Source organism: Nocardioides dilutus (assembly GCF_054779555.1).
In genome coordinates this window covers 1,098,838-1,117,012 of sequence record NZ_BAAGYA010000003.1, presented here as the reverse complement: position 1 = coordinate 1,117,012, position 18,175 = coordinate 1,098,838, and the positions used below count along the sequence as shown (strand labels likewise).

Here is an 18,175-nt window from a genome sequence, read left to right as displayed (position 1 = left end):
TCCAGACGGGGTCATGACGACGACGACTGGGTGAGCGTAGTGTCAGCCTGCAGTCCGTCGGCGAAGGAAGAGGCTACGTATGAGTCGCACGCCCGTGTCGCTTCGCCGGGCCACGCTCGAGGACACCGTGTTCCTCGCCGACCTCTGGCAGCACAGCCTGCGCCGGGCCGACCCCCAGGACCAGGTCGCCGACCTGGAGCTGATCATCAAGAGCTCCGAGGACTCCGCCGAGCAGCGGTTGGTCATCGCGGACTACGACGGTGAGCCCGCGGGCGCGGTGCTCATGTGCGTCACGACGCTGAGCCCGCTCAACCTCGAGCCTGCGGTGCACGCGCTGGCGGTGTTCGTGGCTCCGGGCTTTCGCCGGCGCGGCGTCGGCCACGTCCTGATGGAGGCAGCGGTCACGTATGCCGAGGAGCTGGGCATCGGGCACGTGCTCACGGCGGTGGCACACGACTCCCGGCAGGCCAACCGGTTCATGGCCCGGCTCGGCCTGGGCCAGCAGGCGGTGGTGCGCGTGGCGGGGACGCCGACCGTGCGCAGCAAGCTCACGGCCCAGCTGCCAGGCAAGCTCCGGCCCAGCAGCACCCGCCCGGTCGGCCAGGTGCTCGCCGCCCGGCGTTCGCTGCGGCGCCACCAGAAGAGCTAGCCCCCGAACCGGTCCTTCGCGACCAGCGCACAGGTGATCCGCGAGGTGCACACCCGGCGGCCCTCCTCGTCGGAGATCACGACCTCGTAGGTCGCCATGGTGCGGCCGAGGTGGAGCGGCGTGGCCACGCCCGTGACCACGCCCGAACGGGCAGCGCGGTGGTGGGTGGCGTTGATGTCGACGCCCACTGGAATCCGGTCCGGGTAGCCGTGCATGGTCGAGCCCAGCGACCCGAGCGTCTCCGCCAGGGCGACCGACGCCCCGCCGTGCAGCAGGCCGACGGGCTGGGTGTTGCCCTCGACAGGCATCGTGCCGACCACCCGTTCGGCCGTGATCTCGAGCAGCTCGACGCCCAGGCGTTCGTTGAGCCCACCCATGTTGCTGCGCATCTGCTCCACGAGGTCGTCCATGTGCCCATCAAACCGGACCGCCCCCATGACCTTGTCGGTGGTCGGCCGTAGGGTGAGGAAGTGCCTGACGCGCGACCCAGACTGCTCCTGCTCGACGGCCACTCGCTGGCCTACCGTGCGTTCTTCGCGCTGCCGGTCGACAACTTCTCGACCACCACCGGCCAGCACACCAACGCGGTGTTCGGGTTCACCTCGATGCTCATCAACGTGCTCCGTGACGAGCAGCCCACCCACATCGCGGTGGCCTTCGACGTGTCCCGCAAGACCTTCCGGATGGACGAGTACGCCGACTACAAGGCCGGCCGCAACAAGACGCCGACCGAGTTCAGCAGCCAGCTCCCGCTGATCGAGGAGGTGCTGACCGCGATGCGGATCCCCTTCCTCAAGAAGGAGGGCTTCGAGGCCGACGACATCATCGGCACCCTCGCCACCCAGGCCAAGGCCCTCGGCTTCGAGACGCTGATCTGCTCGGGAGACCGCGACTCCTTCCAGCTCGTCGACGACGACACCACGGTGATCTACCCGATGCGCGGGGTCTCGGAGATGAAGCGGATGACTCCGGCGGCGGTCGAGGAGCGCTACGGCGTGCCGCCCGCCCGCTATCCCGAGCTCGCCGCGCTGGTGGGCGAGACGTCCGACAACCTGCCCGGCGTGCCGGGCGTCGGCCAAGGGTTCGCCGCCAAGTGGATCAACCAGTACGACGGACTGGACAACGTGATCGCCCACGCAGACGAGATCCCCGGCAAGAAGGGCGAGGCGCTGCGCGAGCACCTCGGCGACGTGATCCGCAACCGGCACCTCAACGCCCTGGTCTGCGACCTCGAGCTCGATGCCGCACCCCAGGACCTGGCGTGGACCTCGTGGGACCGGCAGGCGGTGCACACGCTGTTCGACGGACTGGAGTTCCAGGTCCTGCGCACCCGACTGCTCGAGGCGATCCCCACGGAGGAGGATGCGGTCGTCGAGTCCGGGTTCGACGTGAGCATGCAGGTCCTCGACACCGGCGAGGTGGCGGGCTGGCTCGCGGAGCACGCCAGCGCGGGCGAGCGGGTCGGCCTGCACCCCCTCGGGCACTGGCGGGCCGGCACCGGTGACATCACCGCGCTGGCGTTCGCGACCGAGGCCGGCGCGGCATACGTGAGCACCGACCGGCTCGACCCGGCCGACGAAGCGGCCCTCGCCGCGTGGCTCGCCGACCCGGCCAGGCCCAAGGTCATGCACGACGCCAAGGGGCCGATGCTGGCGCTGGCCGCGCGCGGGATGCCGCTGGCCGGCCTGGAGCGCGACACCGCCTTGTCGGCCTATCTCGCCCGGCCCGACCAGCGCTCCTACGACCTTGCCGACCTCACCGTGCGCTACCTCAAGTGTGAGCTCAGGCAGGGGCCGGCCGACGACGGCCAGCTCAGCCTCGACATGGGCGACGCCACCCTGGGGGAGGGCGGCGCGGTGGGCGAGACCGAGATGCTCCACGCCCGGGCGGTCCTCGACCTCGCCGCGGCGCTGGACGACGAGCTCGAGGAGCGCGGCGGGACCCGCCTGCTCACCGAGATCGAGCTGCCGCTCATCGACCTGCTGGCCCGGATGGAGCAGACCGGGATCGCGGTCGACGTCGACCACCTCCAGTCCCTCGAGGCCGAGTTCGCCGGCCAGGTCAAGCTCGCCGCCGAGGAGGCCTACGCCGTCATCGGCAAGGAGATCAACCTCGGCTCGCCCAAGCAGCTGCAGGTCGTGCTCTTCGACGAGCTCGGGATGCCCAAGACCAAGCGCACGAAGACCGGCTACACGACCGACGCCGACGCGCTGCAGCAGCTCTACGTCAAGACCGAGCACCCCTTCCTGCTCCACCTGCTGCGGCACCGTGACGTGTCCCGGCTACGTCAGACGATCGAGGGGCTGCTCAAGACGGTCTCGCCGGACGGGCGGATCCGCACCACGTTCAACCAGCTGATCGCCGCGACCGGCAGGCTCTCCAGCACCGACCCCAACCTGCAGAACATCCCGATCCGCACCGAGGAGGGCCGGCGCATCCGCGAGGGGTTCGTGGTGGGTGCGGGCTACGAGTCGTTGCTGACCGCCGACTACAGCCAGATCGAGATGCGGATCATGGCGCACCTGTCCCAGGACGAGCTGCTGATCGAGGCCTTCAAGTCGGGGCGCGACTTCCACTCCATCACCGCGGCCCGGGTTTTCAACGTCCCCGCAGACGAGGTCACCGTCGAGATGCGCGCCAAGATCAAGGCGATGAACTACGGGCTCGCCTACGGCCTCTCGGCCTTCGGTCTGGGGGGCCAGCTCGGCATCGAGCCCAGCGAGGCCCGCGGGCTGATGGACGAATACTTCGAGACCTTCGGCGGCATCCGCGACTACCTCGCCGGCATCGTCGACCAGGCCCGGCGCACCGGCTACACCGAGACGATCATGGGTCGCCGCCGCTACCTTCCCGACCTCACGAGCGACAATCGGCAGCGTCGCGAGATGGCCGAGCGGATGGCGCTCAACGCGCCCATCCAGGGGTCGGCCGCCGACCTCATCAAGATCGCCATGCTCAACGTCGACCGCGCCATCAGAGAAGCCGGTCTGGCCTCCCGGATGCTGCTCCAGGTCCACGACGAGCTGGTCTTCGAGGTGGCGCCGGGGGAGCGGGACGCACTCGACGCCCTGGTGCGCGCCCAGATGGGATCGGCCGCAAACCTGCTGGTGCCGCTGGACGTCAGTGTGGGGACGGGCTCGAGCTGGCACCAGGCTGCCCACTAGCAGCCTCGGCGCGAGCTGACGGCTGAGTGGCTGCCAGTGCGAACAACGCCAGGAACAGCACTCCGTCGACGGCCGACACGATGAGGACCAGCGAAGTCGCCATCGACATCGAGAGCGCGAAGCCGACCAGCACCGCGAGCGCGGTCCAGATGAGCACGACCGCCCGGCCCTGTCGGCGGGCGAGCGCGGAGTAGACGAGCAGCTGGAGCATGGCCAGCAGCGTTCCGACGATCGCGAACTTCCAGAGGTCGTCCTTGATGGCGGCGAACTCGTCACCACCCACGAACAGCAGGGCGAGGTCGGAGAGCAGCAGGGTCGCGAGCACGCCGCAGGACCCGAGGGCCGCGGAGACCGAAAGGGCCATCGCGAGAGTCTTGCGCGACGCGCCCTGCTTGGACATCGACGGGAACGCCATCACCACGACGAACTGGGGGAAGAAGAGGATTGCCTTCACCATGATGAGACCGCTGGCGTAGAGCCCTGCCTCGGAGTCCGACATGACCGCCCGGGCGACCAGGATGTCGGCGTTGGACAGCGCGAAGAAGGCGAGCAGCGCCTGGCTGCTGGTGCCGACCTCCTTCATCAGGTCGATGCCGGGGTGTCCTTCTGCATGGAGGTGCGCCGTTCGTGGTCGCCGCAACGCGACCCAGCCCACGACGACCGGGACCCAGCAGCCCAGGGCGACGCCCAGCATCGCCGAGAACTCTCCGGGGCTGACCAGGACGAACCCGGTCCCCATGCCGATCCGGCCGACCCCGGCCGAGAGGTAGACGAGGGCCAGCGGCTCCCAGCGGCGTTCGCCCTGGAGCACGCCGGCCTGGGCGCCCATGTAGGTCAGCGGGACCGCCGCCACGCAGACCAGGAGGGCCGTGGGCAGGCTGTCGAGGCGGAGCACGTGGTTGAGCAACGGGGCCAGGACGAGGCACAGGGCCCCCAGCCCGAGGGCACTACGCAGGCCTACCCCGAGGACGATCTGCTCGATCGCCACGACCTGCCCCGGGTGGGCGGCGATCCGCCGCGCGCCGGTCGCCTGTAGCCCGAGGGACAGCACGCTGATCACCAGCAGGGCACCCATCAGCGCGGAGAAGGCGCCGTAGGCGTCCTTGCCGATGGTGTGGGCGGCGATGATCGTGTAGGCGTACGTCGTCACGTTCATGACGGCGATGGCGACCGCGATCACCGCGCTGCTCCGTAGGAACGAACGGTCGAGCAGACGCGAACGCAGGCCCGGCTCGGTCACCGCGCGATCCTCGCACAGCGACGGTGACGCCCTGGAACCGGCGGACCGAGCCGCTATGCGATCCGTCTACGCTGTCACGGCCATGACCACCGAGGCGTCGCTCCCTTCCGTGCGCGACGGACCGCGATTGACGCCGAGCGGCGCGACCGCCGCGGGTCTGTACCTGTTCTTCACCTTCGTCTCTCTCATTCAGCAGCCGGGCAGAACGACCTACGACACCCGAGCCGAGCTCACCCAGCGCCCGCTGGAGTTCCTCCGTGACGGCTTTTCCCTCTGGCATCCCGAGTCCAACTTCGGAGAGTTCCAGAACCAGGCCTATGGCTACCTGTTTCCCCAAGGATCGTGGTTCGCGCTCGCGGATGCGGTCGGGGTCGCCGACTGGGTGACGCAGCGACTGTGGTCGGCCCTGGTCCTCATCATCGCCATCGAAGGCGCGCGTCGGGTCGGGCTGGCACTTGCGCTGTCGCCGGGCGCCGCGATCCTCGCTGGGCTGGCCTACGGCATGTCGCCGCGGCTGCTCACCACCATCCCCGTGCTCACCGGGGAAGCCCTGCCCGGCGCTGTGCTGCCGTGGGCGTTGCTGCCGGTGCTGCTCGCTCTCGGGGGACGGCTGGCCACCTTGCCCGCCGTCCTCCTCAGTGGCGCCGCGGTCGTCTGCATGGGCGGCGTCAACGCCGTCGAGAACCTCGGCAGCCTGCCGTTGGTCCTGGTCACCGTGCTGTGGGGGTGGCGTCGTGGGTTGGCCTCGGGACGGTTCGTGCTCGCCTGGGCCGGCGCCACCACCGCGGCGTCCCTGTGGTGGGTGCTGCCGCTCCTGGTGCTCTCCCGGTATGCCCCTCCGTTCTACGAGTACGTGGAGAGCGCGAGCAACACCACCGCGCGGGTCGGCTGGTCTGAGGCGGTGCGTGGCCACTCGCACTGGGTGGCCTACCTCATCACCGGCGACCGCCCGTGGTGGCCGGCCGGCTACTCCTTGGTGGCTGAGCCCCACCTGGTCGTGGCCGCGGCGTTGGTCGCGGCCATCGCCCTCGTCGGTCTCACGCGCTGGCGGCACCCCGTCCGTGCGCCGCTCGTCCTGGCCATGGCGTTCGGTCTGATGGCACTCACTGTGGCCCACGGCGGCTGGGCCGGTACGCCGCTGGGCGGCACCGTCCGCGACCTGCTGGACGGCCCCCTCGCGATCTTCCGCAACGTGCACAAGATCGACCCCGTGGTGCGGCTGCCGCTCGCGATCGGGTTCGCGGTCGCGGCTGCGGAGGTCGTCCGGCTCGTTGTCCGCATTCGCCCCACCACGGCCCGGCTACAGACCGCCGCTCTCCTCCTGCCGGGCCTCCTCCTCGTCTCGCTCGGGCAGCCGTTCCTGCACAATGCGGCCCGGACACCTGGCTGGGAGGTGCTGTCCCCGCCATGGCAGGAGGCCAAGGCATATCTCGAGGCACACGACGACGGGCGAGCGGCTCTGGTCCTCCCGGGGTCGGGCTTCGCCATGCAGGACTGGGGGTGGACCCTCGATGAGCCGCTTCTGATCCTGGGTGGCGTCGAGTACGCGGCGCGGTCGCAGGTGCCGCTGATCCCCGGCGAGTCCATCAGGTTCCTCAACGCCCTCGACCTCCTGGCGACCACTGGGCGGGCAACCCCCGCGCTCACCGAGCAGCTCGCCCGGGCCGGCGTCGGGCACGTCGTCATCCGCCGCGACCTGAATCGCCGGCTCACTGGCTCACCTCACCCCGGCGGTGCCGCGGTCTCGGCGGCCAAGGCCGGTCTCGTCCAGGTCGCCGAGTTCGGCGAGCAGGCGGACGGCGGCCCAGCGGTGGAGGTGCTGGAGGTCCCCGACTCCCTGCCGCGGCTGCGGACGACGCCGGTCGACGAGGTGCTCACGGTGCGCGGAGCCCCGGAGAGCGTGCTTGCGCTCCAGGACGCCGGCCTCGTCGCGGCCGACCGCGCCACCGTTCTCGAGGGCGAGACCGGCTGGCAGGCGAAGGCTGACATCGTCACCGACGACGACCAGCGGCGCGAGCGCACCTTCGGCGCCACCGACGACTCGGTCTCGAGCCTGCTCGGCGCCGAAGAGGACTGGCGCACCGAGCGGTCGGCGCACGACTTCCCGGCTGGACCTGGTGATGCTCAGGTAGTGGCCCGCTACGACGGCCTGCGCGCCCTGACGGCGTCCTCGTCCCTGGGCTACGCCGACAACTTCGGGGGGGTGTCGCCGCAGTACGGCCCGTATGCCGCCGTCGACGGCGATCCGCAGACTCGGTGGATCAGCTCGCGCTTCGACGCCCGGGACCAGTGGCTGCGGCTGGAGTTCGACGAGCCCCGCTCTGTGCGCGAGGTGACGGTCCTCCCCATGGTCGACGACGACAACATCACGCCGATCCGGAGGCTGTCGGTCGTCGCCGGGTCGCAGGTCCGGACGGTCGACACCAGCCCATCCGGGGCACCGTCCCAGGTCAGGTTCGACGGTCGACCGGTGCATGCGGTCACGGTTCGCATCGACCGCATCGCGAGCGCCAACGCGCAGTCCTCCGTCTCCCTGCGCGAGGTGACGGTGGACGACCTGAAGCCCACGCGGACCTTCCTGGTGCCCGGCCAGGTCGGTGCCGGCGCGTCATGGTGGTTCGGCACCATTCCTGAACGCCGTGCGTGCAACGACACCCTTGGCGTGCCCGACTGCGACGTCAGCAGGATCCGGACGGCCGAGGAAGCCGAGGGGATGGACCGAACGTTCACCACCGAGGCCGACGAGACGGTGGTCCTGCGCGGTTGGGTCCTGCCCCGGGCCACACCGGAGGCAGCGCGCCTGCTGGAGCCGCTCGACGACCAGCAGGTCGGTGTGACCTCCGTCTACGGTTCGGACCCCAAAGTCGCCGGGCGGTTCGCCTACGACGGTCAGGCCACGACGGCCTGGGTGTCGGATCCGCAGGACCGCAACCCGACGCTCCTGTTCGAGTGGGACCGGGCGCGGACGATCGACAGCGTCTTCCTCGACGCGTCCGACTCCCTCGAAGCGCCCACGACGGCGATCGTCCGGGCCGGGAAGCGCGAGGAGGTCGTCGGTCTGACGGGCGGTCTCAACACGCTGTCACCCCCCATCACGCGCAAGTCCCTCTCCATCGAGATGGTGCGTCCGGAGGGCGCCAACCGAGTCGTCGTCCCTGAGGTCTATCTCGGCGGCACCACGATCGCCCGGCCGTTCGTCGCCGACGCCGTCACGGGCGCCACGTGCGGGTTCGGCCCCAACATCCTCATCGACGGACGTCGGGTCCTCACAAAGGTGACCGGCACGATGGCCGACGTCGTCAACGGAACGCCGTTGCGCGTCGAGAGCTGCGGGCAGGACGACGGCTTGGTCGAGCTGCCTGCCGGCGAGCACCGCCTGGTCGCCCAGCCCAGTGCACAGTTCACAGTCATCGAGCTCGGGGGTGTCGAGTCCGACGCACCGGAGGGGGAGAGTGCTTCGCGCTCGCTGGAGGTGGGTGCGTGGGGCGACGACAGACGCACGGCGACGCTGGGAGCCGGGTCGGCGTCAGTCGTCTCCTTCCCTGAGAACTTCAACCGCGGCTGGGTGGCCAAGCTGGATGGCCGGATGCTCGAACCGATCCGGGTCGACGGCTGGCAGCAGGGCTGGCAGGTGCCGGAGGGTGAGGGTGGCGAGCTGGAGATGGTCTTCCAGCCGCAGGGGGCATACACGGTGATCCTGGTGCTCGGCCTGGTGGTCAGCGGCTCCGTCCTCCTCCTGGGGCTGTTGCTCACCCTGCGCCTCGCCTGGAGCCCGGGCCGCCGGCGCGAGCTGGCTTGGCAGCTCAACAGCTCCGAACCCTCGAGAGCTGCGCTGGCACTCGGCTGGCTCCTCGTGCTCGCCGTTACGGGCCCGGTGGTCGCGGGGGCACTGGTGCTCGGCCTGCTCGCGGTGCGCTGGACCTACCCCCGGCGCCGGGGTTGGCGACTCGGGCCGACGTCCGCGGCGGCCCTCGCTGCCGGGGTTCTCGTCATCGCGTCGTCGGTCATCGACGTCGTCGACATCCTCTCCGGGTTCGGCGGTCTGGCTGACGGGCTGGCGGCCGCAGGTGTCGGTCTGGCTCTGGGCCTGGTCCTCAGCTCCGTTGCCACCGGCCGGGAGGCGGCCGGGACATGACCGAGCTTCCCGCGCGTCGGGTGTGGGCGGGGCGTCAGGCCGTCGCCGCCCTCGGCGTCATCGGCGTCATGGCAGTCTGGCGCGGCGTCCTGCTCCGCGACTCGTACTTCAACCAGGACGACTTCGTCCTCACCTCGCTGGGCCGGGACCGGCCGCTCACCTGGGACTACCTGATGGAGCCGTGGATCGGCCACGTCACCCCCGCCCAGCAGCTGGCCTACTGGGTCGCTGCGCGCTGGGCGCCACTGGACTGGCCACCGACGGCGATGTTCATCCTCGCGCTGCAGACGCTGACCTGCGTCGTGATGTGGCACGTCCTGACCCGGATCCTGCCCGGCCGCTGGGTTCGCGTGCCACTTCTTGCGGTGCTCGCCTGGTCCCCGATGACGCTGGCCACGACCCTGTGGTGGGTCGCGGCCATGTGCCTGTGGCCGCACCTCTTCTTCTCGTTGCTCGCAGTGCTGTTCCTGCTGCGTGCTCACCAGGGCGCGGGCCGGCGTTGGGTCAACCTCACGGTCTGCCTGTTGGCCACGGTCGCGGGGCTGACCTGGCACGAGCGGGCGGTCCTCATCGCTCCGGTGATGCTCGGCGTGGCGGCGCTGCTCGAGGACGACGGCGGTCCGGTCCGCCGGCTGTGGGCGGCCCTGCGTGCCTACCCGGGGCTGTGGCTGACCTACACCGTCGGCCTGGCGGCGTACCTCTACGCACACACACGGATCACCGCGGTCGAGGGCGGCGGGAACACGCTGCCCGAGAGCCTCAAGATCGCGGTCACCTACCTCGGTGAGAACACCGTCCCCGGCCTCATGGGCGGTCCCTGGTTCGCCGAGGTCAACGGCGGAGCCGTCGCGCCGCCGGGCTGGGTGACGGTCGCGTCCTGGGTTCTGGCTGTGGGGCTCGCGGTGCTGCTCGTCCGTCGAGGTGGCAAGGCCGCGCCGTGGGCGCTGGTGTTCCTCTTCCTCTACATCGTCGGTGACCTGTTGATGCTGCTCGCCGGGCGCGGCGGCTTCGGCCGGGTCATCGCACTCGACCCGCGCTACACCGCCGACATCGTGCACGTGGCGGTGCTGGCCGTGGCGCTGGCGCTGAGGGACAGCCCCCCGCTGCTGCGGATGCGTCGGGTCACGACGGTGTCATCGCCGAGGATCCGAACCTTCGGGCTGGTCGCGGGAACAGCCGGCTACCTGGTGCTCTCGATCCTCGGCAGCAACGTGTTGGTGCCGCACTTCCAGAACCGCGAGGACCGGGCGTACCTCACTCAGCTGCGTGCCGACCTCGCGGCCGATCCCAACAGCGTGATCGTCGACGAGCTTGCGCCGCCCGAGCTGGTGCTCCCGCTGTTCGGGGATGAGTCCGCGCTGTCCCGGATCCTCGCCCCGCTTCCGGAGTCGCCGGCCTTCGACCAGCCCTCGGCACGCCTCAAGGTCGTCGACAGCGGCGGGCGACTGCACCTGGTGGATCTCTTCGGTGCCATCCCCGCCGACAACGGACCCGTGCCCGGGTGTGGCTACCCGGTCAGCTCGGTCCGCAAGTGGATCCCGCTGCGGGTAGGCATCTCGGGACGCCTCGTGGTGCGCCTCGGCTACTTCACCGACACCGAGACGACCGTCGAGGTGACCGGGCGCGACCATGTCTCTGTGTTCTTGGCGCGGCCTGGCCCCAACGTCATGTTCGTGCCGCTGCCGTTCTCGGGTGAAGACCTGACTGGTCTCCATCTCCGGGTCGACGGGCCCGGGACGATCTGTGTCAGCGAGCTCGCTGCCGGCTTCCCGGTCGTCCAATGAGCCGCGGCCGCCGCGACCTCGGCTTCGACCTGGCGCTCGCGGCACTGGTGGCCTTCCTCGTGCTCGGGCCCGTGGTCCTCAGGCGTGGGTTCGTGTTGCGGGGGGACATGGTCTTTGTGCCGCATCAACCGTGGAAGGATGCCTGGCTCGCGCTCGACGGCTCGGCGCCGCGCTTCGTCCCCGGAGACGCGGTGCTCTCCCTGGTGACCATGGTGGTGCCCGGCGACCTGTTCCAGAAGGCGATCTTGCTCGCTGCCTTGGTGCTGGGCGGCACCGGAGCAGGCCGTCTCGTCCGCGAGCACTCCCCGGTCGGTCGCGTCGCCGCCATCGTGCTGATGATGTGGAACCCCTGGGTCCTCGAGCGGCTGAGCATCGGCCAGTGGGGCTCGGTCGTCGGCTACGCGGCCCTGCCGTACGTGGTGCTCGCCGCCGTCCGGGTGCGGGACGGCACCCGGGGCGGGTTCCCGACGCTCACGCTGTGGCTGGCGTTCACCGCGTTGTGGTCGCCCGCGTCGGCCCTCGCCGGCGCCCTCACGTCGTTGTGCGTCGTCGCCGCTGGGCGCCGCGCGCGGAGGGTGCTGGTGACGACCGGGCTTGCGGTGCTGGTCAACCTCCCGTGGCTGGTGCCTTCCCTGCTCAACGGTGACCGGATCGTCTCGCCGGACGGTCAGTTCGAGGCCTTCGCCGCGCGGGCGGAGTCCGGAGCCGGGCTGCTGGCAAGCATCGCGTCACTGGGGGGTATCTGGAAGTCCTCGGTCGTGCCGGGGGAGCGGACCGTCGCGGTCGTCGTGCTGCTCTCCTGCCTGACCACGGTGGTTGCCCTGGTCGCACTGTGGCGGACCAGGCGTGACCTCGACGCGGACGAGCGGGCCACCCGCCACGGGCTGACCGGGCTCGCGGTGGTGGCCGTCGCCATGACGCTCCTGCCGGCGGCACCCGGCCTGACGGATGCCTTCGACTCGGGCGCGCAGCAGGTGGGAGCCCTGTCGGCGCTGCGGGACGGGCACCGCTTCCTGGGACCGGCGGTGCTGGTCCTGCTCCCCGGTGTCGCCCTCGCCGCCGACGCGCTATGGCATGCGGGCCGCCGCGGACGCGAGGCGTTGCGCGCGGTCGCTGTCCTCCTGGCTCTCCTTCCCGCGCTGTGCCTGCCCTCGATGGCCTGGGGGCTGGGTGGCGACCTGCGACCCGTGACGTATCCACTGGAGTGGTTCCGCGTGAAGTCCGTGGTGGACCAGGACGTGTCGAGGCGCGGCGGGGCGACGATCGTGCTCCCTTGGCGCGGGACCTACCGCGGTTTCGACTGGAACGACTCGCGCGCGCAGCTCGACCCGGCGCCCCGCTTCTTCTCCGGGGAGGTCCTGATCGACGACCGCATCCTCCTCGGTGGCGACGCGGACGACGACGTCCTGAGCAACGAGGATCCGCGGCTCGCCGCGATCACCGACGCGCTCGCCGAGGACGCCCCGGCCGCCGCGCTCTCCCAGCAGGGTGTCGCGCGGGTGTTGGTCGAGAAGGGCAACGGCGTGGCGGCCGGCGAGGTGCCCGCCGGAGAGGTGCTGCACGACGGCCCTCTGCTCACGGTCGTCGCGATCTCCGACCCGGAGTTCACCGAGCCGGCTGGGAGGAGTCGCCGCGCGGCGATCATCGCGGCCGACGTCATGGCTGGTCTTGCCTGCCTCGTCGCGGTGGGGTGCATCCGCCGCCGTCAGGTGTATGGTGAGCCCGCTGTTGACTCTGGGAGGGGTACTTAGATGAACGAGGCGATTGCTGGCGCGGTCGGCGGAGTGCTGGCGTTGTTCTCCATCATCGGTGGTGTGTCGGCCTACAACGGCGACCCCGAGGGTGTCGCCCAGAACAGCCTCTACACCTACGCCGACAACTGATCCGGGCCGGTCGGCCCGAGAACTCCGTCGGCTCATGCAGCTCGTCATCCCGGCCCGGGACGAAGCAGCGCGGCTCCCGCGCACGCTGGAGGCGCTGCGCGCCTGCGTGCTCGGCGCCGGTGAGGCTCCCGCCCCGCTCGAGGTGATCGTCGTCGACAACGGCAGCACCGACGACACGGCACGACTGGCGGCCGGTGCCCACACCACTGCAATGCCGGTGCGCGTCGTGCGCTGCGAGACCCGCGGCAAGGGCGCAGCGGTGCGCGAGGGTGTCCGGCACACCACCGCCGACGTGGTCGGGTTCATGGACGCGGACGGCGCGACCCACCTCGAGGCCCTGGCCCACGCGGTGCGGCTCATCGAGGCCGGTGCGGACGTGGCGATCGGCTCGCGAGCCGTCCCCGGAGCGGTGACCACGGAGCGGCACAGCGAGGCCCGGAGGTTGGGGGCCCGGCTCTACCGGCGCTGCACGCGGGAGATCGCACCCGGGATCGCCGACACGCAGTGCGGCTTCAAGGTCTTCCGGGGAGACCTCGGCCGGTCCCTGTTCGCCGACCTGCGCGCCACCGGCTTCTCCTTCGACGTCGAGGTGCTGGGCCGCGCCCAACGCTGCGGCGCCAAGGTCGTCGAGTTCCCTGTCACCTGGGACGACGTGCCGGGCTCGACGTTCCAGCCCGTACGGCACGGCGCGTCCACCTTCTGGGAGCTCGCAATGATCGCCCGCCGCCTCAAGCAGGCACCCGCGCGCGCCGCGGTCTCCGTGCTCCCACGGGTGTCACCCCTTGTGCCGCCCGCGCCCGACCTGGCGCCCGTCGTCGAGGCGTGACCGGACCGCAACCGAGGCCGCTCGAGGGGCGACGTGCGGTCGTCGTCAACTGGCGCGACCCGTGGCACCACCTGGCGGGCGGGAGCGAGCGGTACGCCTGGGAGCTGGCCACCGCCCTGCGGGACGCCGGCGCACGGGTCGAGTTCTGGACCGCCCGGGACCGGGGCCAGGCCCTCAGGGAGATCCGCGAGGGCATCGGCGTACGCAGACGCGGCGGCCAATACGCGTTCTACGCCGGCGTCTGGACACGCCTCGTCGGCGACCGGGTCCGCGGGCGCCTGCCCGACGTCGTCGTCGACATGGACTGCGGGATCCCCTCGTTCACCCCGCCCCTGACCGGGCGACGGACCGCCGTGGTGCTCTTCGTCCACCACGTACACCAGGAGCAGTTCCGGACGGCCATGCGCCGTCCGGTGTCAGACCTGGGCCGGTTCCTCGAGGGCCGGCTGATGCCTCGGGTCTACCGTCGTGTGCCCACGGTGGCGGTCTCGGAGTCGACCGTCACCGAGATGCGCGAGCAGCTCGGCTGGCGCGGCGATGTGCACGTGATCCACAACGGCACCGACGTCCCGGACCCGACCGAGCGGTCCCGGCCAGGGGAACGCGTCGTGGTCCTGGGCCGGGTGGTGCCCCACAAGAGGGTGGACCTCGTGGTCCGCGCGTTCGCCCGGCTGGGTGAGCGGCGACCCGGCGTCACGCTCGACGTCGTCGGCACCGGACCCGATCTGCCCCACATCGAGGCAGTGGTCGAGGAGCTCGGGCAGAGCGACAACGTGCGGCTGCACGGGTTCCTGCCGGAGGAGGAGAAGGCGGCCGTCCTCGGCGCGGCCAGTGTCCACGTGTGCGCGTCGGACGCGGAAGGGTGGGGCCAGGTCGTGCTCGAGGCAGCGGCGCACGGCGTCCCGACGCTGGGCCGTGACGTGCCGGGGGTCCGCGACTCGGTGCGCGACGGCCAGACCGGCTGGCTCATCCCAGAGTCCCCGGGCGGCGAGCCGGACGTGCTGGTGCGAGCCATCACGGCCGGTCTGGAGGACGCGCTGGTGCGGATGTCGGACCCCGAAGCGAGCGCGAAGGTGGCGCAGCAGTGCCGCGCCTGGGCGGCGGGATTCGGCTGGGACCGGATGCGGGCCGAGGCCGTGCAGGTCGTTTCAGCGGCGCTCAGCGGTATCTGACCGCGTGGCCAGATTGTTGCGCGCGCGAGGCTAGGTGGCGACCGTCACTGCTGCTAGTGTCCGGTCGGGCTTCCGCGCTACCAATGAGTAGTCGCGAGTAGGAGAGGGAGAAAGACATGCGTCGTCTGCTGGGACCGATTCTGGTCGGTATCGGAGCGTTCCTGGTGGTGACGGGCGTGCTCGCGCGGTTCTACGCCTACCCGGCGCTCGCGGTGGCCCCGATGGACCAGAACAGCGTCACCCGGCTCGAGGCCAAGGACGCCAAGATCCTGGACCTGGCCACGCTCAAGGAGGTGACCACCGACATGTCGGTGGCCAACCGCACCGTGGGCGACGTCAAGGCGTCACAGGACGCCGACGACGGCATTGTGGTCTGGGCGGCCACGACCTCCTACCGCGACGAGCTCGGCAACATCCGGTCCCGGAGCGCGGAGCGCTACGCCTTCGACGCCCACACCGGTGAGGCGATCAACTGCTGCGGCGGCTTCGTCGAGGAGACCGACGGTGAGCGCGTCGAGGTCAAGCGCAGTGGGCTGATCAGCAAGTACCCCTTCGGCACCGAGAAGAAGGACTACAAGTTCTGGGACGACACCATCGGCCAGGCGGTGACGACCAAGTTCGTCAAGGAGAGCGAGATCCAGGGCCTCAAGGTCTACGAGTTCAAGTACGAGGTCCCGCTGACCACCGTGAGCACCCGCGAGGTCCCGGCGTCGCTCATCGGTGAGTCCGGCACCGACGCGCTCGAGGTCGAGGTCCAGTACGAGACCGTCACCCAGCACTGGGTCGAGCCCACCACCGGCGTCATCATCGACCGCGTCTCCAACACGGCCAACACCCTCGCCTACGAGGGCGAGACCAAGATCACGACGTCGGGCGGCGAGTTCCAGTACACCGACCAGCAGGTCAAGGACAACGTCGAGGAATACAAGGGCAAGGCCTCCTCGCTTCAGGCCGTGCACACCACCGTGCCGTTCGTCGGTGTGATCCTCGGCCTGCTGCTGATCCTCGGCGGCGTGCTCCTGTCCCGCCGCAACCGCAACGAGGGCACCGCGCCGTCGAGCTCAGACGCCTGAGTCAGCCGCCTGGCCGGCGGCGAGCCCGGCGCTGGTGAAGACCACCAGCTGGTCGACGAACCGCGGGTCCAGGCCCTCACTCGAGATCGGGTGGCCATAGCCGGCCAGGTCGACCCCCGCCAGGGCGCTCAGCAGCGAGTACATCGCGATGCCCACCCGGCGGTAGAGCTCGTCCCCGCGCACGCCGGGCAGCGCCCGCTGCAGCACCTGGGCATAGAGGTCGGCGATGCTCGGTGCCCTCCCCACGCCGCGCAGCCACATCGGCTCCTCGGAAAGGCCGAGCGAGGTGAAGAGCTTCATCCAGGCCAGCCCGGCCACCGGTTCGGCGTTGAGGACGGCCACGAAGGGGTGCACGACAGCCTCGACGAGGTCGCGGACGACCGGGTCCTCCTCGGCCTCGACCAATGCGGTCAGCCGATCGCGCACCTCCTGGCCGACGGGGTCGGCACGTCGCCGCAGGACCGCCTCGACGAGGGCGGTCTTGTCGGGGAAGTGGTGGGTCAACGCCGCCGGCGCGACCCCGGCGGCCCGGGCGACGGACCGCAGCGAGACCGCGTCGACGGAGGCGCTGCCGAAGAGCTGTTCGGCGGCGTCGAGCAGCGCCGTGGGGACGTCGACGTCGCTCCGGGGGCCGGGGCGCCGTGGTGGCGCGGTCACGACAGTGACGCTAGGCGCTCGACCGGTGCTGCGGTAATGCGCGTCCGGCAACAAGACGGACACAATTTGTTCAGACACCCAAATTGCTTCTTCCCAACGGCTGGACCGTGCGGTTTGATGTGGTCGCCGTCACGGAGGGGACTGGCATAGAGGGAGGACCAACATGCGTGCAGGTATCGGTCAGCGTCGAGGCCCGGGCTTCCGTCTGGGCGTGGTAGCCGCCGCGTTGGTGCTCGTCACCGGCGCGTGCTCCTCCGACCGGTCCGACGAGGACCCGGGCGGGGACGACGGCTCGAACGGCGCCACCGCGGACCTCCCCAGCGACACGTTCGGCGATCTCGAGTCCCCCTGCGGGGAGGGCGACGCCTCGGGGGCCACCGAGCAGGGCGTGACCGACGACAGCATCGCGATCGGCTACGGCGACGACTCCGGCTACGCCAACGCCCCCGGCCTCAACGAGGAGATGGGTGACGCGATGGACGCGATGATCGAGTGGTGCAACTCGCTCGGCGGCATCAACGGCCGCGAGATCGTGGGACACCGCTACGACGCCGCCCTCGACAACGCCGCACAGGTGATCGTGGAGGCCTGCGGACAGGACTTCATGCTCGTCGGCCAGGGGTTCGCGGGCGACGAGGACCTGGAGGCCGACCGCATCGACTGCCAGCTGGTCACGGTCCCCGGGTTCACCCTGTCCGGCAGCGCCAACAACGCGCCGATGAGCTACCAGCCGCTGCCGTTCCCGGTCGACCAGCTCAGCGTGGCTCGCGCGGAACTCACTCTCGAGACCTACCCCGAGGCCGCCAGCTATGACTTCATCGGTCACGACTCGCCCTTCACTCAGATCGCCGAAAAGCGCACAGACGCCGTGATGAGCGCCGCGGGCGCCCAGCCTGCCGGCTGCGGCGTCGTGCTGAAGTCCGCGGGTGGCGACAACTACCGTGCGCTGGTGCAGCGCTACCAGGAGTGCGGCGTGACCGTCCTGTTCGACCAGGGCACCCCGACGCCGGCGACGTTCTCCTTCCTCGACGCGATGCGCACCGAGGGCTACGAGCCGACGCTCCTCACCGACGCGACCTGGTACGCCGACACCGTCAAGTCCGCCAACATCGACGGGCTCACCGAGGGCGTCAACGTCACCATGCAGTTCCAGCCGTTCGAGAACGCCGACGCCGTCCCGGCCGTCGCCGACTACCTCGCGGTGATGGCGCAAGACGACGACCGGGCGACCGGCCTGCTGGGGATGCAGTCGACCTCGGCCTTCCTGCTGTGGGCGACCGCGGCCAAGGCCTGCGGATCCGACCTCACCCGCCAGTGCATGGTCAACGAGCTGTCCCAGGTGACCACGTGGACCGGTGGCGGGCTGCACGCCGAGGCCAACCCGGGTGGCAACGAGCCGCCTCGGTGCAGCTTGCTCATGACGCTCAAGGGCGGCACGTACGAGCAGATCGCGCCGGCGACCAAGGGCGAGTTCTACTGCGCCGACTCGGCGCTGGCGACCCCGGAGGACTCCTGGGGCGTGGAGCTCAACGAGGACCGGATCGCCACGACCTACCTGACCGACGACGTCATCGTCCCGGAGGGCTGACCCG

Annotated in this window: 13 protein-coding genes; 10 read left to right on the top strand and 3 right to left on the bottom strand. The window is 70.7% G+C overall.

All coding sequences use genetic code 11. The features are described from left to right. The first annotated feature begins 79 nt into the window (after positions 1-79). A complete protein-coding gene (locus tag ACYVC6_RS21020; protein WP_460716448.1) occupies positions 80-649 on the top strand; it encodes a GNAT family N-acetyltransferase in 570 nt (189 codons plus the stop codon). Here the strand turns inward: ACYVC6_RS21020 and ACYVC6_RS21015 are convergent. Continuing rightward, the gene (locus tag ACYVC6_RS21015; RefSeq protein ID WP_460716447.1) at positions 646-1,059 is read right to left on the bottom strand and encodes a hotdog fold thioesterase; all 414 of its coding nucleotides are present in this window, start codon (positions 1,057-1,059) and stop codon (positions 646-648) included. The genes ACYVC6_RS21020 and ACYVC6_RS21015 overlap by 4 nt on opposite strands. Positions 1,060-1,119: 60 nt before the next feature. Here ACYVC6_RS21015 and polA point away from each other — a divergent pair, with 60 nt between their 5' ends. Then, on the top strand, positions 1,120-3,813 hold the full coding sequence (gene polA, locus ACYVC6_RS21010; RefSeq protein ID WP_460716446.1) for a DNA polymerase I: 2,694 nt from the start codon (positions 1,120-1,122) through the stop codon (positions 3,811-3,813). Here polA and ACYVC6_RS21005 read toward each other — a convergent pair. Next, positions 3,770-5,053, bottom strand: a complete 1,284-nt coding sequence (locus ACYVC6_RS21005; protein WP_460716445.1) for a lipopolysaccharide biosynthesis protein — start codon at positions 5,051-5,053, stop codon at positions 3,770-3,772. The two genes, polA and ACYVC6_RS21005, sit on opposite strands and share 44 nt — an antisense overlap. A gap of 82 nt (positions 5,054-5,135) precedes the next feature. Between ACYVC6_RS21005 and ACYVC6_RS21000 the strand changes: the two genes are divergently transcribed. The 7 genes from ACYVC6_RS21000 to ACYVC6_RS20970 all read left to right on the top strand — a co-directional run bounded on the left by ACYVC6_RS21000 (position 5,136) and on the right by ACYVC6_RS20970 (position 15,926). Next, positions 5,136-9,188, top strand: coding sequence for an alpha-(1->3)-arabinofuranosyltransferase domain-containing protein (locus ACYVC6_RS21000; protein WP_460716444.1), 4,053 nt, complete (start codon positions 5,136-5,138; stop codon positions 9,186-9,188). Further along, positions 9,185-10,972, top strand: a complete 1,788-nt coding sequence (locus tag ACYVC6_RS20995) for a hypothetical protein (RefSeq protein WP_460716443.1) — start codon at positions 9,185-9,187, stop codon at positions 10,970-10,972. The genes ACYVC6_RS21000 and ACYVC6_RS20995 overlap by 4 nt, the downstream gene beginning before the upstream one ends. Continuing rightward, complete coding sequence (locus tag ACYVC6_RS20990; protein ID WP_460716442.1) at positions 10,969-12,723, top strand: hypothetical protein; 1,755 nt, start codon at positions 10,969-10,971, stop codon at positions 12,721-12,723. The genes ACYVC6_RS20995 and ACYVC6_RS20990 overlap by 4 nt, the downstream gene beginning before the upstream one ends. Next, on the top strand, positions 12,724-12,855 hold the full coding sequence (locus ACYVC6_RS20985; protein WP_292670970.1) for a hypothetical protein: 132 nt from the start codon (positions 12,724-12,726) through the stop codon (positions 12,853-12,855). A gap of 34 nt (positions 12,856-12,889) precedes the next feature. Next, on the top strand, positions 12,890-13,681 hold the full coding sequence (locus tag ACYVC6_RS20980) for a glycosyltransferase (protein WP_460716441.1): 792 nt from the start codon (positions 12,890-12,892) through the stop codon (positions 13,679-13,681). Further along, a complete protein-coding gene (locus ACYVC6_RS20975; protein WP_460716440.1) occupies positions 13,678-14,853 on the top strand; it encodes a glycosyltransferase family 4 protein in 1,176 nt (391 codons plus the stop codon). The genes ACYVC6_RS20980 and ACYVC6_RS20975 overlap by 4 nt, the downstream gene beginning before the upstream one ends. A 116-nt stretch (positions 14,854-14,969) precedes the next feature. Then, complete coding sequence (locus tag ACYVC6_RS20970; protein ID WP_460716439.1) at positions 14,970-15,926, top strand: PorA family protein; 957 nt, start codon at positions 14,970-14,972, stop codon at positions 15,924-15,926. Here the strand turns inward: ACYVC6_RS20970 and ACYVC6_RS20965 are convergent. After that, a complete protein-coding gene (locus ACYVC6_RS20965) occupies positions 15,915-16,583 on the bottom strand; it encodes a TetR/AcrR family transcriptional regulator (protein WP_460716438.1) in 669 nt (222 codons plus the stop codon). The genes ACYVC6_RS20970 and ACYVC6_RS20965 overlap by 12 nt on opposite strands. 163 nt (positions 16,584-16,746) lie before the next feature. Here ACYVC6_RS20965 and ACYVC6_RS20960 point away from each other — a divergent pair, with 163 nt between their 5' ends. Next, positions 16,747-18,171, top strand: coding sequence for an ABC transporter substrate-binding protein (locus tag ACYVC6_RS20960; protein WP_460716437.1), 1,425 nt, complete (start codon positions 16,747-16,749; stop codon positions 18,169-18,171). The last annotated feature ends 4 nt before the right edge of the window (positions 18,172-18,175 follow it).

What these genes read in the sequence shown, in the direction of transcription:
- ACYVC6_RS21015 (WP_460716447.1), bottom strand. Translation starts at nt 1,059, where the DNA reads ATGGACGACCTCGTGGAGCAGATGCGCAGCAACATGGGTGGGCTCAAC.
- ACYVC6_RS20995 (WP_460716443.1), top strand. Translation starts at nt 9,185, where the DNA reads ATGACCGAGCTTCCCGCGCGTCGGGTGTGGGCGGGGCGTCAGGCCGTC.
- ACYVC6_RS20990 (WP_460716442.1), top strand. Translation starts at nt 10,969, where the DNA reads ATGAGCCGCGGCCGCCGCGACCTCGGCTTCGACCTGGCGCTCGCGGCA.
- ACYVC6_RS20985 (WP_292670970.1), top strand. Translation starts at nt 12,724, where the DNA reads ATGAACGAGGCGATTGCTGGCGCGGTCGGCGGAGTGCTGGCGTTGTTC.
- ACYVC6_RS20980 (WP_460716441.1), top strand. Translation starts at nt 12,890, where the DNA reads ATGCAGCTCGTCATCCCGGCCCGGGACGAAGCAGCGCGGCTCCCGCGC.
- ACYVC6_RS20970 (WP_460716439.1), top strand. Translation starts at nt 14,970, where the DNA reads ATGCGTCGTCTGCTGGGACCGATTCTGGTCGGTATCGGAGCGTTCCTG.
- ACYVC6_RS20960 (WP_460716437.1), top strand. Translation starts at nt 16,747, where the DNA reads ATGCGTGCAGGTATCGGTCAGCGTCGAGGCCCGGGCTTCCGTCTGGGC.
- ACYVC6_RS21020 (WP_460716448.1), top strand. Translation starts at nt 80, where the DNA reads ATGAGTCGCACGCCCGTGTCGCTTCGCCGGGCCACGCTCGAGGACACC.
- ACYVC6_RS21000 (WP_460716444.1), top strand. Translation starts at nt 5,136, where the DNA reads ATGACCACCGAGGCGTCGCTCCCTTCCGTGCGCGACGGACCGCGATTG.